At 61.3% G+C, this 15479-nt stretch carries 15 protein-coding genes and 1 tRNA gene; 4 read left to right on the forward strand and 12 right to left on the reverse strand.

Going from position 1 to position 15479, the window contains the following annotated elements; genetic code table 11:
- Positions 1-152: 152 nt before the first annotated feature.
- The gene (locus A3AU_RS0106950; RefSeq protein WP_027052154.1) at positions 153-380 is read left to right on the forward strand and encodes a hypothetical protein; all 228 of its coding nucleotides are present in this window, start codon (positions 153-155) and stop codon (positions 378-380) included.
- Here the strand turns inward: A3AU_RS0106950 and A3AU_RS0106955 are convergent.
- From A3AU_RS0106955 to A3AU_RS01000000134990, 3 genes are all read right to left on the reverse strand, one after another.
- Positions 352-570: a hypothetical protein gene (locus tag A3AU_RS0106955; protein ID WP_027052155.1), complete on the reverse strand. Its 219-nt coding sequence runs from the start codon at positions 568-570 to the stop codon at positions 352-354. The genes A3AU_RS0106950 and A3AU_RS0106955 overlap by 29 nt on opposite strands.
- A gap of 147 nt (positions 571-717) precedes the next feature.
- Positions 718-1257: a sigma-70 family RNA polymerase sigma factor gene (locus tag A3AU_RS0106960; protein ID WP_027052156.1), complete on the reverse strand. Its 540-nt coding sequence runs from the start codon at positions 1255-1257 to the stop codon at positions 718-720.
- A complete protein-coding gene (locus A3AU_RS01000000134990) occupies positions 1257-2090 on the reverse strand; it encodes a hypothetical protein (RefSeq protein ID WP_051355292.1) in 834 nt (277 codons plus the stop codon). The genes A3AU_RS0106960 and A3AU_RS01000000134990 overlap by 1 nt, the downstream gene beginning before the upstream one ends.
- A 213-nt stretch (positions 2091-2303) precedes the next feature.
- Here A3AU_RS01000000134990 and A3AU_RS01000000134995 point away from each other — a divergent pair, with 213 nt between their 5' ends.
- Together A3AU_RS01000000134995 and A3AU_RS0106975 are read left to right on the forward strand one after the other, a co-directional pair.
- Positions 2304-2855, forward strand: a complete 552-nt coding sequence (locus tag A3AU_RS01000000134995) for a sigma-70 family RNA polymerase sigma factor (RefSeq protein ID WP_032916917.1) — start codon at positions 2304-2306, stop codon at positions 2853-2855.
- On the forward strand, positions 2852-3472 hold the full coding sequence (locus tag A3AU_RS0106975) for a ChrR family anti-sigma-E factor (protein ID WP_027052157.1): 621 nt from the start codon (positions 2852-2854) through the stop codon (positions 3470-3472). Before A3AU_RS01000000134995 ends, A3AU_RS0106975 begins: the two co-directional genes overlap by 4 nt.
- A gap of 143 nt (positions 3473-3615) precedes the next feature.
- Here A3AU_RS0106975 and A3AU_RS1000000138810 read toward each other — a convergent pair whose 3' ends face one another.
- The 9 genes from A3AU_RS1000000138810 to A3AU_RS0107015 form a co-directional block, all read right to left on the reverse strand.
- On the reverse strand, positions 3616-3855 hold the full coding sequence (locus tag A3AU_RS1000000138810; protein WP_154674531.1) for a hypothetical protein: 240 nt from the start codon (positions 3853-3855) through the stop codon (positions 3616-3618).
- A gap of 143 nt (positions 3856-3998) precedes the next feature.
- On the reverse strand, positions 3999-4850 hold the full coding sequence (locus A3AU_RS0106980) for a tetratricopeptide repeat protein (RefSeq protein ID WP_027052158.1): 852 nt from the start codon (positions 4848-4850) through the stop codon (positions 3999-4001).
- Entirely contained in the window at positions 4837-6561 is a 1725-nt protein-coding gene (ilvD, locus tag A3AU_RS0106985) for a dihydroxy-acid dehydratase (RefSeq protein WP_027052159.1), read from the reverse strand. The genes A3AU_RS0106980 and ilvD overlap by 14 nt, the downstream gene beginning before the upstream one ends.
- A gap of 291 nt (positions 6562-6852) precedes the next feature.
- The gene (locus tag A3AU_RS0106990; RefSeq protein WP_027052160.1) at positions 6853-8124 is read right to left on the reverse strand and encodes an OmpP1/FadL family transporter; all 1272 of its coding nucleotides are present in this window, start codon (positions 8122-8124) and stop codon (positions 6853-6855) included.
- Positions 8125-8485: 361 nt separating this feature from the next.
- Entirely contained in the window at positions 8486-11269 is a 2784-nt protein-coding gene (locus A3AU_RS0106995) for a valine--tRNA ligase (protein ID WP_027052161.1), read from the reverse strand.
- A 276-nt stretch (positions 11270-11545) separates the two neighbouring features.
- Positions 11546-12394, reverse strand: coding sequence for a PopZ family protein (locus tag A3AU_RS0107000; protein ID WP_027052162.1), 849 nt, complete (start codon positions 12392-12394; stop codon positions 11546-11548).
- Positions 12395-12595: 201 nt separating this feature from the next.
- Positions 12596-13972: a TolC family outer membrane protein gene (locus A3AU_RS0107005; RefSeq protein ID WP_027052163.1), complete on the reverse strand. Its 1377-nt coding sequence runs from the start codon at positions 13970-13972 to the stop codon at positions 12596-12598.
- Positions 13973-14152: 180 nt separating this feature from the next.
- Positions 14153-14821 (reverse strand): protein-L-isoaspartate O-methyltransferase family protein, encoded by a 669-nt coding sequence (locus tag A3AU_RS0107010; RefSeq protein WP_027052164.1) that lies wholly within the window; start codon positions 14819-14821, stop codon positions 14153-14155.
- A gap of 92 nt (positions 14822-14913) precedes the next feature.
- Positions 14914-14987 (reverse strand) — tRNA-Cys (locus tag A3AU_RS0107015).
- A 225-nt stretch (positions 14988-15212) separates the two neighbouring features.
- Here A3AU_RS0107015 and A3AU_RS1000000138815 point away from each other — a divergent pair.
- Positions 15213-15458, forward strand: a complete 246-nt coding sequence (locus tag A3AU_RS1000000138815; RefSeq protein ID WP_154674532.1) for a hypothetical protein — start codon at positions 15213-15215, stop codon at positions 15456-15458.
- The last annotated feature ends 21 nt before the right edge of the window (positions 15459-15479 follow it).

The raw sequence follows: 15479 nt of genomic DNA on the forward strand, positions 1-15479 counted from the left end.
ATCGACCTCGCCGCCGACTATTTTCATCGTTATGTCTTATGTTAAAGACGCGGACCTCGGTTCGGTACAAGGTGCGCCAGTCAGCGGCCAGTTAAATGGGCTCCGCTGCTTGGGAGCGACCATCGCACTCTCGCCCTTACCGGAGCGCAGAGATGTTTGGACAAGACAGCAGCCAAATTCTGTATCCCGAGGATATCGACCGCCTTTGCGCCGTGTTTGAGGCTGTGTGTGACCGTTACCGGATTTTGCCGGATTCCGAAGCCGCTCTCGACCTAGCCGCGGATTTGGTGCGCTTGTTCCAGTCCGGCATGGCAGGCGAAACGGCCCTCAGAATTGCGGCGGAGGCGCGCCTCACGGAACCCTATCGTCTCGCGGGCTGATCTGGCGTCGGCTGCTGGTGACTTCCATGATCACCGCCCGCCGTTCAGCCTCGACCTGGGCGACGTTGACCAACGTGTCTATGTCCAGCATCTCATGAAGGTGACCGGATTGCACAACCATGTTTCGAACGGTTTTCAGCATTTCGCTGGTGGCTCGAAGCGTCGCGGCGAGCGTAGGCATGTCAGTCATTTGCTACTCCCGGAGAAATCTCGCGTGGAGACAAACACTCAACCAGACATAGTGTTCCCCAGCAAAATTCGACCGCCGGTTTATTGATTATCGGCCATCGCTAATTTCACAATTCAGCCGCAACCGCTTGCGCAGCCGTGCCGCATTCTATTCGCCAAAATTGGCTCTGATATTTATCAGCCCGCGACGAAGCCAGGTCCGCATCGTGTTTATCGGCACGTCATGACGCTCGGCCAATTGCGCGTAAGAGAGGCCCTCGATGTAAGCGCCTCGCACGGCTTCCGCCTTTTCCCTTCCCAGTGCATCGATGCATCGATGCACGCGCTTCGTATCGTCGGCTGCGATTAGCAAAGCTTCGGCCAAAGGGGTCGGATCGGCGACATCGTCCGCGGCAGCGAGGTCGGCGGTAGCTGGCCGGCGCGACCGGACCCGATCTATCGCATGATTGCGAGCGATTGCCGCAAGCCATGAGATGGGGCTGAGCTCCGAAATCACGAAGCGGTCTGCTTTGGACCAGATCTTGACGTAAACCTCCTGCAACGCCTCCTCCGCTTCGCACCGATGACCAAGTATCCCCAGGCAAATTCCGAATAGTTTCCCGCTCGTATGCCGATAGAGAAGATCGAACGCGGCGCGGTCTTGCATGCTCGTCCGCAGGATCAGCCTTGATATGTCATCACGATTCATCACGAGAATCGCTCGAGCTCGACCGGAGGTGAAACAACCTTGGATCCGCGTCCGCCGCAAAAATCGCTTGGAAATGCCGAGTTTGGAATATTCCTTACAGAAGATCTCCAGTGGTCATCGATTTTAGAGAGAGAGACTCCATCGAAGTCCGAGATACTTTCCCAATACCGCCCACTCTGGACAAAATAGCCAAGCTCACTTTCGAGCCTGATGGCGTTCTCCATCGACGTATCGTCGATCGCCGATCTGAACTTCGCCCTGATGGCATTGATACGGGCGGAGGTAAGCCGCTCGATTAAAGGCAGCGTCACGCGCGGTAGGGCAAGACGCGTTACCGGAAGCTCAGACAGGTTGAGGCACAGCGTTCCGTGACGCAGGGCTTGGGCGAACAGCCTTGCCGACTTCGCCTTCAGATCCCTCAGCGTTACGTCGTTTCTCAGCGGATCTGCTGTACCAACCCCATAGAAGTGCGTAGGCGCGTTCGCGGGATACACCATATCGCAGCCTAAAAAGGCTATGATGTCGGGCTTCAGCGCCTTCAGCGCCCAGTAGCCCGCGGTAAATGCCATTGTCCCGCCGGCGTAGACGAATCCACCGAACAGGTTCTGCGCGGGCACGAACTCGGCGGATGTTATGATCGATGCAAACCGCGGGCTCCGGCTATCCGGCAACCGTCCCTCGGGAAAATCGTCTGGGTGGATCAGATAGTCCCAATCGGGCCGCACGGCCCAGGCGTTGTTTATGGCGACGACCTCGGTGAATGCCGAGCGATCCCAGTCCCTGGCCCTGACCGCGTCGGGCGCGCTGCCGATTATCAGCGAGATCTTAGGCATCTCAGGCGGGCTCCTGACTGCTGGTCGCTTGCGAAGCGATTGATTTGTTCTGGTTACGGCCCAAGACCCGAATTGGATCACTGCCGATCAAACGAACAAAAATCATTTTGCCTGGGGAATGTGATCCGAACCCGAGCCCAGTTCGTAAACAGACCAACAACCCAAAGAGCTGCCTGGTCAGCCGGAGCAAGTTTGAGCGTATACTGCAAGGCGATGGTTGAATTCGATCCAGCCTGGTTAATCACTCGCGTTGCGGCAACCCAGGATCGGGATGCTTTCGTGAGCCTATTCGAACACTACGCGCCACGCGTGAAATCCATGATGATCCGACGCGGCGCAAGCCCCGACCGTGCGGAAGACCTCGCGCAGGAAGCCCTGCTCAGGCTCTGGCGAAATGCCAGCCAGTTCGACCCCGGACGCGCTACGGCATCGAGCTGGGTCTATGCCATCGCGCGCAATGTAGGCATCGATCTCGGCCGTCGTGACCTTCGAGCCGCCAGATGGTTGGAAGACGAAGCCGTTCAGGAAGAGGCAGATCCGGACGAGCCAGAAGGGCAGCTTCTCGCGGCCGAGCGCGAAGACCTGGTCAGGACCTCGATCGCAACGCTGCCCAGCGACCAATTGCGCGTTGTCCGATTGTCGTTTTTCGACGGCTTGGCGCATGCCGAGATCGCCAAACTGCTTGGAATACCGCTCGGCACCGTAAAGTCGCGGATGAGGCTGGCTCTGCATCGATTGAGAGGGAAGCTTGGTGAGCTGAGATGACGAACGACATTACCCACCATCCGAGCGACGAGACTCTGGCCGCCTTCGCCTCCGGCACGCTTGATGAAGCGCGTAGCCTGGTCGTCTCGATCCATCGATCCTTGTGCGCCGCCTGTGGCCACGCGGTCGATCAATATGAAGCGATCGGTGGAGCGCTGCTTGAGCAGGCATCGCCAGTGTCGATGAGGCCCGGCGCGCTCCAGGCGGCGCTGGGATCGATCGGTACGAGCGCCCAGGGCGCGGAGATTGCATCCGAGCAGCCGCTCGACCGTCATAAATTGGGTCCATGGCGCCGGGTGTGGCCCGGTCTGCAGCAACGCGCCGTCTCCGTCGCCGGCCCTTCCGACATCAAGGTCTTCATGCTGAAGGCGGCACCCGGAATCAGACTTCCGCACCACAAGCATACCGGTGACGAATGGACGTGTGTGCTGGAGGGCGCTTTTGAACACCAATTCGGCCGTTACGGTCCTGGCGACTTCGACGAGGCGGACGAGACCGTCGACCACAAACCACGCATTTGCAGTGACGTGCCCTGCGTCTGCATAGTCGCGCTTCAAGGAAGCATCAGGCTTCAAAGCTTTTTGGGCCGGTTGATACAGCCAGTCCTCAGGCTCTGATCGCCGCAGGGAGCGCGGCAATCGTTACCGTTCGCGGCCTGATGCACGTCGCCCAGAACTGTGCAGCGGTTCTGGGACAACGACATGCATCAAAACAAAGACTTTAAAGCGCGTCGCCTGAATCGGCTTCAGCGCGACGCGCTTTAAATGCCGTGACCCGGCCTTTGTCGCATCGAACGCAATCGCCACGTTACCGACGAAAGAATCGAAGCAAGGATCACGAGAATAGGGTGCGGGCGTGCCGCAACGGCGCTCGACAGCTTACCGGGCAGAACAGTAGGACCCAGGTGTCCGGACTGCACCAGAAACAGCACCTTCTGATCGGTCGTCATGCCATTTCCTTCTGCCACCTCTCGAAGTTGCGGATCGCTGAACATGACCATGAGGACACCATTGAGAACTCGATGTTACATAACGTGATCGAGCCTCACGCGTTCCAATCATTTGTGATCTCAGGCAAAGATGTTCGCCAACGTGAACGGAGGGCGCGAAAGGTCGCTACCTCGAGCCAAGACGCGGTCAGCCGCTATTGGTCGGCGTTGGCGGTGCCCTTGGTCAGGATGTCGTCGGCCAGCGAAATCGCCGTGCGCCGGTCGGCTTCGCCGGCGGCGGCGAAGGCCTCTTCTTGCATGCCGCGAATCCAGGGCTGATCGGTCGGCGACGCGCGTTCGAGCGCCGCGGTCATCATTGCCAGGCCGCGAACGATCTTTCCGCTCTGGAACAGGAGATGACCAAGCGTCGCCTGCGCTCCGGCATGACCCTTCTCGGCGGCGAGTTGGAACCAGCGCCCGGCCTGCTTGACGCTGGCCTTCACGCCGCCCTCGCCTTTCAGGAACATCTGCCCCATCTCGAACTGGGCGTTCGGGTTGCGGTAGTTGGCGGCGGCGCGCATGTAGTACTCCTGGGCCGCCACCTCGTTCTCGGTGACCGGACTGCCAGGAATGCCCTTGCGCAGATAATCGCCGAGCGCCACCAGCGCGTCCGAGACGTAGCTTTCCTCGGGCGAACCGGGCTCGACATCCTGGTCGACGATCTCGGAGAAGAACTTGAACGCCTCATAGTCGTCGCGCGCCACGCCGTCGCCCTCGGCATACATGCGGGCAAGCTTCCAGGTGGCGCCGATCTGGCCGTTTTCGGCGGCGTATTTATAGGCCTCAGCGGCCTGTTCCTTGTGGCCGTTCTTGTAGGCGGAGAACCCGAACTGGAACACTGCCCAGGGGCTGGACTGCGGCTTCACGCCGGTCTTGTCGTCGAACACCTTGTCGTCGAAGGCCAAAGCCTGGCCCACGGCGCCAAAGATCGCAAACGCGACCAGTGCCGGCAGCACAGATGACCTCAAAAACTCTGGTGTTGACCTCAACAACTCAGATATCCGCATAGCAGTGTGTTTCGTTCGCACCGCCCGGATGGGTAACCGCGCCGTCGCGGGCTGACCCGACCGTCTGTGCGTATTTCCAGATCGCGCCCGACTGGTAGTCGGTCGTGCGCGCCTTCCAAGTCTTGGCTCGCGCCGCCAGTTCACTGTCGGACAGCGCCACTTCGATCGTGCCATTCACCGCATCGATCGAAATCACGTCACCATCTCGGATGAGACCGATCGGACCGCCCACGGCTGCTTCCGGCCCGACATGGCCAATGCAGAAGCCGCGCGTCGCGCCCGAGAAGCGGCCGTCGGTGATCAGCGCCACCTTGCCGCCCATGCCCTGGCCGTAGAGTGCCGCCGTCGTCGACAGCATCTCGCGCATGCCAGGACCGCCGCGCGGCCCTTCGTAGCGAATGACGAGAACCTCGCCTTCCCTGTAGTTGCGATGCGTCACCGCCTCGAAACATTCCTCTTCCGAATCGAAGCAGCGTGCCCGGCCGGAGAATTTCAACTCCGCCATGCCCGCGACCTTCACGATCGCACCTTCAGGGGCGAGGTTTCCCTTCAACCCCACGACACCGCCGGTTTGGGTAATTGGTTTGCTGGCCGGGCGGACCACGTCTTGATGCTCATTCCAGGCAACGTGCTGCATGTTTTCGGCCAAAGTACGGCCAGTCACCGTCAAGCAGTCGCCATGCAGGTAACCATGGTCGAGCAGTGTCTTCATCAGCAACGGAATGCCGCCGGCCTCGAACATGTCCTTGGCGACATATTTGCCGCCCGGCTTGAGGTCAGCGATGTAAGGCGTCTTCTCGAAGATTTTCGCCACGTCGAAGAGATCGAACTTTATCCCGGCCTCATGGGCGATCGCCGGCAGATGCAGCGCCGCATTGGTCGAGCCGCCGGTGGCCGAGACCACGGTCGCCGCGTTCTCCAGCGCCTTCAGCGTGACGATGTCACGCGGCCGGATGTTTTTGGCGATCAGCTCCATGATCTTTTCGCCGGAGGCGAAATTGAACCGGTCGCGCATTTCGTAAGGCGCCGGCGCACCGCAGGAATAGGGTAGCGCCAGACCAATCGCCTCGGCGACGGTGGCCATGGTGTTGGCGGTGAACTGGGCGCCGCAGGACCCGGCCGACGGGCACGCCGCCTGCTCGATTTCCAGCAGTTCGGCATCGCCGATCGTGCCCACCGAATGCTGGCCGACCGCTTCGAACACATCCTGCACGGTTATCTGGCGGCCGCGATAGCTGCCTGGCAGGATGGAGCCGCCATAGATGAAGATCGACGGCACGTTGAGGCGCACCATGGCCATCATCATGCCGGGCAGCGACTTGTCGCAGCCGGCGAGACCGACCAACGCATCGTAGCAATGGCCGCGCATGGTGAGCTCGACCGAATCGGCAATGACTTCGCGCGATACCAGCGACGACTTCATGCCCTGGTGGCCCATGGCAATGCCGTCGGTGACGGTGATGGTGCAGAATTCGCGCGGCGTGCCGTTGGCAGCGGCCACGCCCTTCTTGACCACCTGCGCCTGGCGCATCAGCGAGATGTTGCAAGGTGCGGCCTCGTTCCAGCAGGAAGCGACGCCGACCAGCGGCTGCGCGATCTCGGCGGCGGAAAGCCCCATCGCATAGAGATAGGACCGGTGCGGCGCACGCGCCGGACCGACAGTCACATAGCGGCTAGGGAGCTTAGCCTTTGAGATGACCTTGGCGTCCATTCTCTTCCTTGCCGCGGGCGGTGCGGCCTTGTCCCATCGCCGAGCCTTTTGGCGCGTGTCCCGAGACCTTTTCGAGGTGCGCCGGGTTTATGGCGGGAAATGGGCAATTTCCTCGGCCTGACTTCTAGCGCAGGGGTTGTTCAGAAAGTGTTGCCGAAACGTCACAATCGCACGAGGCGGCCGCACTGCAGCTTATATGCAACGCAGCTTGAATGACGGGAGCATCGGCGATGCCGGCGCAAACGAAAAAGGCCGGGCGATGCCCGGCCTTTCTCTTTTAATTTCAGCCAGTTACCATTTGACCTTGAATGAAGTCGAAAGTGCCGTGACAAGGTCATTGCCGAAGTCGGCGGTATAGCCATTATCGTAGGTTAGGCCATCCGCCGAGCTCACGGCCGTATGTATCGATCCGCCGGTAAGCACGCCGATCGCTCCACCGACACGGAGTTCAATGTTCTGAGTTGGCGTATAGGCCACGCCACCGCTGAGGGTCCAAGTATCGGTCTGAGCGCTCAGGCCGGTCGACGTTCCACGATCCCAGGTGATAATCGCCGCACCGCTCCACTGATCGTTGAATTTATGGCCGATACCGCCCGAAACCGTCCAGCCATCGCGATAGAGCAAATCAAGCGAAGTAAGCCGCAGTGGGCTTGTTGTGGTGCAGGAAGGCGTGCCGCTGGGGCAAAAGGGAATGCTCTGCAACTCGCTCCAATTCATCCACTTTATGGATCCGAATGCCAGCCAGCCGGGAGCTATGCCTGACTGAAGCTTGAGCTCCAAAGAATCTGGAACCTCCGACGAACCACTAACGTTCGTCACCTTGCCCAAAAACGGATTTAGAGGATTGAGGGCCGAAGGCACCTGAGTCAGATCGAGCGTTCCGTCCAAACTGTCGAGCTTAACCGCCGAATTATAGACCAGGCTGGCGCGCAGGGCGATGTCCGGAATCTCATAGGCAACGCCGGCTCGCCAACCCCATCCATCGCCCTGAAGGTCAAGCCGTCCTATGCCCGCGCCGGGAATGGGAGCCACCAATTGTTCTTTGAAGCCAGAAACATCCTCGTGGAACACGCCGCCGATGAAACGAAGCTGTCCCTTGCCAACATCCATCTTGTAGGAGCAGGTTCCACCCACAGCCTCGCTCTTCACCTGCGTGTTAACATTGCTGTTCGCGCCGGCCCAGTTACGACCCGGGTTGCTGGACGCACCTATCGGTTGGCCATAGTCGACGAGGCAGTCGACGGGGCCCATGCCCGCCTTGATACCGACGCTCGGCACCCAATAGCTTTCGGTATCGCGAGCACTATCGGAGAAACCCGGAATGAGGTTGAGGGGCCCGTCAGACGGGTCAGTGTCCTTCACATTCTTGAGATTGCGTTGCGGCATCACATAGGTGCCTGTGACCTCACCCGTAACTGGCGCTGGATCAAACAGCAGATCGATGTCGTAGCCGCCGCGCTCCAAGCCGCCTGCCTGCGCCGTTCCGACTACAGCCGGCGTCCCGATCAAAGCCAGCGAAAAGCACCCCGCCCCCAGCAGTGCTTTCAGACGCAAATTGTTCATGGATGTCCTCCCCGAATAACTAGTGCATCAAGCTAGAACCAATTCAGGTTAACGGCGCAACAACGAATTCCCGAAGCGTACATGTACACGCTTGCCAAACGCATTTTCGACAAAATGCAGATGGCCACGACGGACCCGAAAAACGGTCCGAGCCGCGCTCATCCGACCAGAAAATCAAGGAAAGCGGCCTCAAATGGATCGAAAACGGCCACTTTTAGGGGTCTTTCGGCCTGATTGTTACATTAAGGCAACAATGGGGCTAAAACTTCCGTTTACGTCAACATTAACGCAACGGAATGCCCGTTTTCGAGGCAAAACGATCACCATTTTAGACGACGCTAAAGCCCATCGAATCTACCTCTCAACCGGCGTCGCGAACCCTGATCAACGCCACCGAAAGCTTATCCTGCGCGTCGCGGTATTCGGCGAGCTTTTCGCGCTCGGCATCGACGATCTCGGCTGGCGCGCTGGCGACGAATCTTTCATTCGACAGCTTCTTGTGCAGGCGCGCGATTTCCTCGGTGACCTTGGCCAGTTCCTTCTGCAGCCGCGCAGCCTCGGCGGCGATGTCGATGAGGTTGCCGAGCGGCAGGCAGATCGTCGCCTCGTTGAGCACGATCTGCGCCGAGCCCTTGGGCGCCGCGTCGGCCAATGAGATGTCGCCGACGCGCGCCAGCCGCTTGATGGCGGACTCTTCGCGAACCAGCCGCTCGCGCGTGACATCGTTGGCGCCGACCACTACCAATGGCGCGATCGCCCCCGGCGGCACGTTCATCTCCGAGCGCACCGAACGGATGCCGGAGACGAGGTCGACCAGCCAGTTGATATCGGCGGCCGCACCCGCGTCCTCGAAGTCCGGCGCCGGCCATGCGGCGTGGCAAAGCAGCGAGGAGCGCTCCTTGCCCTCGCCCGCCGTCTGCGCCCACAGCTCCTCCGTCATGAACGGCATCATTGGATGCAGAAGCTTGTAGACCTCGTCGAGCACGAAGGCGACGCAGGCGCGGCTCTCGGCCTTGGCCACCTCGTCCGTGCCGATGAACACCGGCTTCAGGAGCTCCAGGTACCAGTCGCAGAACAGGTTCCAGACGAAGCGGTAGGCAGCACCGGCTGCCTCGTTGAAGCGGTACGAGGTGATGCCGTCGGTGATCTGGCGCGTGGCGCGCGTCAGTTCGGTCAGGATCCAGCGGTTGACGGCAAGCTTGGCATCGTTCAGCCAGAAATCGTCATTGCGGGCGACTTCGTTCATCTCGGCGAAGCGCGTCGCGTTCCACAACTTGGTACCGAAATTGCGATATCCGGCGATGCGCGCCGGGTCGAGCTTCACGTCGCGCCCCTGTGCCGCCATCACCGTCAGCGTGAAGCGCAGCGCATCGGCGCCAAACTCGTCGATCAGGTCGAGCGGGTCGATGACGTTGCCTTTCGACTTCGACATCTTCTGCCCGTTCTTGTCGCGCACCAGCGCATGCACATAGACGGTGTGGAACGGCTCCTCGTCCATGAAATGCAGGCCCATCATCATCATGCGGGCAACCCAGAAGAAGATGATGTCGAAGCCGGTCACCAGCACGTCGGTCTGGTAATAGGTCTTCAGCTCCGGCGTCTGGTCCGGCCAGCCCAAAGTCGAGAACGGCCACAGCGCCGAGGAGAACCAGGTGTCGAGCACATCCTCGTCACGGGTCAGAATCTCGCCCGGCTTGAAGTTTTCCAGCTTGTCCTCGACCCAGGCCTTCCATGGCCCTTCCAGCGCCAGATAATATTCGATCGCCGCGCCCAGCGCCTCTTCCTCTGTCTTCTCGACGAAGACGCGCCCGTCCGGTCCGTACCAGGCCGGAATCTGATGTCCCCACCACAGCTGGCGCGAGATGCACCAGGGCTGGATATTCTCCATCCAGTCGAAATAGGTCTTTTCCCAGTTCTTCGGCACGAAATTCGTGCGGCCTTCGCGCACCGAGGCGATTGCCGGTTTGGCGAGTTCCGCTGCATTGGCATACCACTGCTCGGTCAGGAACGGCTCGATCGGCACGCCGCCGCGATCGCCATGCGGCACCGCGTGGCGATGCGGCTCGATCTTTTCGAGGAAGCCGCCGGCCTCCATCAGCTCGACGATCTTCTTGCGCGCGACGAAACGGAAGAGCCCGTCGAGCTCGTCCCAGACAGCCTGGCGTTCCGTCGTCACGTCGAGGCCGGCGAGGAAATCCTCGTTGTCCTTCAACTTGATCGCGGCTTCGACGGTCAGAATGTTAATCGCCGGAAGTTTGTGGCGCTTGCCGACCTCGAAATCGTTGAAATCATGCGCCGGCGTGATCTTGACCGCGCCCGAACCCTTTTCGGGGTCGGAATACTCATCCGCCACGACAGGTATCTTGCGGCCGACGATCGGCAGCACGACGTTCTTGCCGACCAGGTGCCGGTACCGTTCGTCGTCCGGATGCACGGCGACGGCGGTGTCGCCCAGCATCGTTTCCGGGCGCGTCGTCGCCACGGTGATGAAGGTTTTTGGATTTTCCGGATCGAAGGTCTCGCCCTCGATCGGATAGCGGAAGTGCCAGAGGTTGCCATTGACCTCCTGCTGCTCGACCTCGAGATCGGAGATCGCGGTCAACAGCTTCGGATCCCAGTTCACAAGGCGCTTGTCCTTGTAGATCAGGCCTTCCTTGTAGAGGGTGACGAAGACTTCGAGCACGGCCTTGGACAGGCCTTCATCCATGGTGAAGCGTTCGCGCGACCAGTCGGCCGAGGCGCCGAGGCGCTTCAGCTGGTTGAAGATGGCGCCACCGGATTCGGCCTTCCACTCCCACACCTTCTCGATGAACTGTTCGCGCGTGAGATCGCGGCGGTGGATCTGCTTTTCCATGAGCTGGCGCTCGACCACCATCTGCGTGGCGATGCCGGCATGATCCATGCCTGGCTGCCACAGCACGTTCTTGCCGCGCATGCGCTCGAAGCGGACCAGAATGTCCTGCAGCGTGTTGTTGAGGGCATGGCCCATATGCAATGAGCCGGTGACGTTCGGCGGCGGGATGACGATGGTGAAGGCCTCGGCCCCTTCCTCCGCCCCGGCACCGGCGCGAAACGCGTCGGCCTCCTCCCACACTTTGGCAATCTTCGGCTCGACGGTCTTGGCGTCGTAGGTCTTTTCAAGCATGGGAAAATGGTCCGCGCTGTCGGGATTTTTGCTGGTTCGGTGTAAATCGGAAGGTCTTCGCCAAGTCAACCGCAAGCGCCGGCCCGGCTCATGAGAACCAGATAGGCGTGGCACTGTCCATTTCAACGGCATTGCGCCTGAGCCGTGGGGTGCCCGCGCCTTCATCGTCAGCGATCCCGACGGCAATCTGATCGCGTTCCCGACATCGGCCGAAAGCCGAGCCCAAAAAAAGCGCCACGCGAGGGCGGCGCTTCGATCCGGAATCAGTCGAGAGGCTTACTGCGCGCCGCGCGCGACGCGCTCGATTTCCTCGCGCACCAGGCGCTCGACCAGCGTCGGCAGATTGTTGTCCAGCCAGTCCTGCAGCATCGGCCGCAGCATCTCCTCGGCCATCTCGTCGAACGTCTTCTTGCTGCGGCTGGCAAAAGCATCTGATAGCTCACCGAAAGCGGCGGCGACCTGCCGGCCCGTGTGTTCGGAAAGAATTGCCGGACGAGCCGAAGGCGCTTCGCTTGCCGCCGCAGGTGCCTGCGCAGCGCCTGCCGGAGCATCGCTTGACGAAGGCTGCTCAATCGCAGCCTCCACCACCAGCTCACCGGTCGGCTCCTCGGGCTGGGCGACCGGCTTGCGGATGCCCGGTATCGCTTTTGCCTGCTCTCCGACCGCCGCGATCTCGCGCCGCCAATCGGCAACGATGCTATCGCTCGTCGCAACGGCCTGCGGAGTCCCTGCCTGCGGCACCATTGGCGTGTCGATGCTGGCGGCCGGCGCCGGCTCGGCGGCGACCCTCGCACTAACCTCGGCAAGCGTCATCGACGGCTTGACCGGCACGGGATCGGCGCGCAACTGCTCGTCCATGCGCGCGATCGCCGGCTCGGGCGACGGCGTCTGGGGGTCAGCGATCGCGACCGGCTTTCCGACTTCGGGGACGGCATGCAACTCGGCGCGAAACGCATCGACATCGGCGGCGGCAGCCTCGCTCGGCGACGGCTCCAGATCCTGCCGCAGCTCTTCGGCCTCGCCCGGCTGCTTGCGACCGTTGTCGCTGTCCTCGATGATCCTCCTGATGGAAGCCAGTATCTCTTCCATTGAAGGTTCGCGCTGTGCGCTGCTCGCCGTGGCCATCGTCACATCCGCCGCCTTTGTGACCCCTGTGGACTTCCCCTCCGGCAGAAGCCGGATTCGAATCATGGCGCCAGCGTAACCGACGGAACGCCGCCCGAGAATCCCCAATCTGGGGACATGTGGGATTTCAACAGATTAGAGCACGAAATCGAAGCAGGACCGGTTTTCAGGAAAGGTCTCGCTCCACAGGGTCGGCTGCGCCTAGCGGCCGTCCGGCGTGCGCACGCCGATCCACTTGTCCTTGACGGCGTTGTAGTGCTCTTCGGGCTTGTACTTGGTCACCGGCAAGCCGAGCCGGTCGATCGACAGGCGCCCCACCGCCGACAGGATGGCATAGCTCGCCACCACCACATCGTGTTCGGAATTGGCCTGGTTGATCTTGGCGGTGATGACGGTGGCCTGGGCGTTGAGCACGTCGAGCGTGGTGCGCTGGCCGACATTGCGCTCTTCGATGACGCCGTTCAGTGCCAGCTGCGCCGCGTCGATCACCTGCTTGTTGGCGGAAACGCTCTGTTGCGCGGCAGTGTATTGCGACCATGCCGTCGCGACGGCCTGGCGCACTTGGTCGCGGCTGACATCGACCTGGATGCGGGCCTGGCCAAGCGATTCCTTGCTCTGCCGCACGACCGCCGAGGTCCGCCCACCCGAATAGATCGGGATGGTCAGGGTCGCGCCGATATTGGCCGAAGTCGAATTGCCGTTCGTTCCGACATTCGGATTGCGATTGAGATAGTCGTCCGAGATGCCGGCCGAGGCGGAAAGCTGCGGCAACAGCGCGCCTTCCGCCGACTTCACCGAAAACGCCGCCGCGTCGACCAGATGCTGGGTGGCGAGAATGGCCGGATGTTCGGCCGAGCCGATGGCAATCGCCGAATTGAGGCTCGACGGCAACAGCTTCGCCAGCGGCGCGGCGGGCTTGAGCTTGCCCGGCTCGTCGCCGACCACCTGGTGATAGGTTGCGGCGCTGGCCAATGCCTGCGCGCGGGCGGCGCTTAGCGAGGCGACGGCTGAGGCGCGCGACGCATCGGCCTGCGCGACATCCGTACGGGTGCCCTCGCCAACCTCGAAACGCGAGCGGGCGGCGCGCGCCTGCTCGGTCAGGAACTGCAGGTTCTGTTCGGTCAGCACCGCGATCTGCCGGTCGCGAATCACGTCCATATAGGCGGTCGCGGCATTGAAAAGGGTGTTCTCCTCGGTGTTGCGCAGGCTTTCGACCGACGCCTTCACCTGGGATTCCGCTGCCGCCACATTGTTCCTGGTCTGAAAACCATCGAACAGGGTCTGGTTGATGACAATGCCGACACTGGCCGAGCCTGTCTTGTTGTTGGCGCCGCTGGCGCGCGTGTTCACATAATTCGCGTCGGCGGATCCGGTGATGGTTGGGCGCCAACCCGACTTGGCAATGGCCACGCCTTCATCGGTGACGCGCACGCCGGCGCGGGAAGCATTCAGCGACGAATTGTACTGATAAGCCTTGGCGAGCGCGCCCGTGATGGTTTCCGCCGTGGCGGTCAGTGGGGACAGCGCGGTCGCGGAAACGAGGACGGCGGCAAAAAGTGACTTGGATACAGACGGCACGGGTATATCCCTCATTCGTTTTCCATGGGAACCGCGCCGCGCCAGCTTCTCGTCAGAGTAGCCGGAGTGGCGTGTTATGTTCCCTGTCGCTCGGTCCCAAAGTGCCCCCAGTCTGGAATCCGCAACGATTGTTCAAATGCAAGCGACCATGACAAAGCCTTTGCTGCAAGGCCAAATCATTCAGAATTCGAAAGCATGCTCACGTTCGAACCCGGGTAGTGGCTTAATTGCCGCATTAAATGCCCGTCTACCGGTTACAACCCCCCCAGCCTTGAAAAAAAGTCGCGCCACGCCGGAATTGCCCTGCCCTTCGACCGCGACGAGTCGGCCGCCCTCGGCGAGCTGGTCGAGCAGCGGCGCCGGCACTTTCTCGACACTGCCGCCGATGAAGATGACGTCATAGGGCGTCTTGGCCGCATGACCTTGCGCCAGCGCGCCCTGGACCACGGTCACATTGCCGCAGCCCAGGCCGGAAAGGGTCAACGCCGCGGTTTGCGCCAGTACCGAATCGCTCTCGAGCGCCACGACGGACCGTGCCAGCCGCGACAGGATGGCCGAGGCGTAGCCGGTGCCGCAGCCGACATCGAGCGCCGAATCTGTCGGGTTGATCTCGGCCAGTTGCATCAGTTTGGCCAGCGGCGAAGCTTCCATGAGATAGCGGGCGCCATTGGTGCCGTCGGCTATGCGGATGTCCTCGTCGATGTAGGCAAGATCTCGTTGGCGGTCGCCGACGAAAACCTCGCGCGGGACGGTAAGCATGGCTTCAAGCAGCGGGGCGCTGGTCACATCGGTGGTGCGAACCTGACCATCGACCATCTTGACGCGAAGCTCGGCAAAATCAGCGCTCATGTCCCAACCAATCAGTTTGCCGCGCCAGAACCGCGGCTCATTTCGATCGGAACGTCAGGCTCCGGCGCTGGAGCGCGCGGGAGCCCGGGCATTGGAGGCCTCGCCCGGAATCGAACCGGGGTGCAAGGATTTGCAGTCCTCTGCGTAACCACTCCGCCACGAGGCCTCGTTGCTCCCGGCGTTCCACCCGGTTCCAATAGGTTGCGGCGAAAATGGCGTCAAGCGGCCACCACGCATTCCGCGCGGTTTCCTCTGCAAGAATGTGGCCCTGCGCATCGAGCCTCGCGGCCACAGCGGTGGCCGTGCATATTAGTGGATAATTAGGGATAGCGGCAGGTCACGAGAAACTCCATGCCCGGGCCACCGTTGAGAATAGGAGGAGGACTGCGCCATGCGGCCGGCAAGCCCCGACAACGGAATGAACACCTGGGAGGGCTTGTCGCGATCCGGGTGCCAGGAGTTGTTGCGCTACGCCATAGATTGCCTTGCGATAGACGGCACCGCCACGCTTTCACCGCGTGACCGAGCGCGGCTCGCCTCGGCTGCCGCCGTGCTCAAGCAAATCCGCGAGGATCTGCAGAGAAGCGCCGACAGCAAAGCCGATCCACGAAAATCCGAAACCAGAACAAGTGCATAACGCCACGGAAAGACGATGCAG

Origin of the sequence: Mesorhizobium erdmanii USDA 3471 (assembly GCF_000472705.1) — a bacterium.
Classification (GTDB): domain Bacteria; phylum Pseudomonadota; class Alphaproteobacteria; order Rhizobiales; family Rhizobiaceae; genus Mesorhizobium; species Mesorhizobium erdmanii.

Coding starts and splice junctions, on each gene's coding strand:
- A3AU_RS0106950 (WP_027052154.1), top strand. CDS start 153: ATGTTTGGACAAGACAGCAGCCAAATTCTGTATCCCGAGGATATCGAC.
- A3AU_RS0106955 (WP_027052155.1), bottom strand. CDS start 570: ATGACTGACATGCCTACGCTCGCCGCGACGCTTCGAGCCACCAGCGAA.
- A3AU_RS0106960 (WP_027052156.1), bottom strand. CDS start 1,257: ATGAATCGTGATGACATATCAAGGCTGATCCTGCGGACGAGCATGCAA.
- A3AU_RS01000000134990 (WP_051355292.1), bottom strand. CDS start 2,090: ATGCCTAAGATCTCGCTGATAATCGGCAGCGCGCCCGACGCGGTCAGG.
- A3AU_RS01000000134995 (WP_032916917.1), top strand. CDS start 2,304: ATGGTTGAATTCGATCCAGCCTGGTTAATCACTCGCGTTGCGGCAACC.
- A3AU_RS0106975 (WP_027052157.1), top strand. CDS start 2,852: ATGACGAACGACATTACCCACCATCCGAGCGACGAGACTCTGGCCGCC.
- A3AU_RS1000000138810 (WP_154674531.1), bottom strand. CDS start 3,855: ATGGTCATGTTCAGCGATCCGCAACTTCGAGAGGTGGCAGAAGGAAAT.
- A3AU_RS0106980 (WP_027052158.1), bottom strand. CDS start 4,850: ATGCGGATATCTGAGTTGTTGAGGTCAACACCAGAGTTTTTGAGGTCA.
- ilvD (WP_027052159.1), bottom strand. CDS start 6,561: ATGGACGCCAAGGTCATCTCAAAGGCTAAGCTCCCTAGCCGCTATGTG.
- A3AU_RS0106990 (WP_027052160.1), bottom strand. CDS start 8,124: ATGAACAATTTGCGTCTGAAAGCACTGCTGGGGGCGGGGTGCTTTTCG.
- A3AU_RS0106995 (WP_027052161.1), bottom strand. CDS start 11,269: ATGCTTGAAAAGACCTACGACGCCAAGACCGTCGAGCCGAAGATTGCC.
- A3AU_RS0107000 (WP_027052162.1), bottom strand. CDS start 12,394: ATGGCCACGGCGAGCAGCGCACAGCGCGAACCTTCAATGGAAGAGATA.
- A3AU_RS0107010 (WP_027052164.1), bottom strand. CDS start 14,821: ATGAGCGCTGATTTTGCCGAGCTTCGCGTCAAGATGGTCGATGGTCAG.
- A3AU_RS1000000138815 (WP_154674532.1), top strand. CDS start 15,213: ATGCGGCCGGCAAGCCCCGACAACGGAATGAACACCTGGGAGGGCTTG.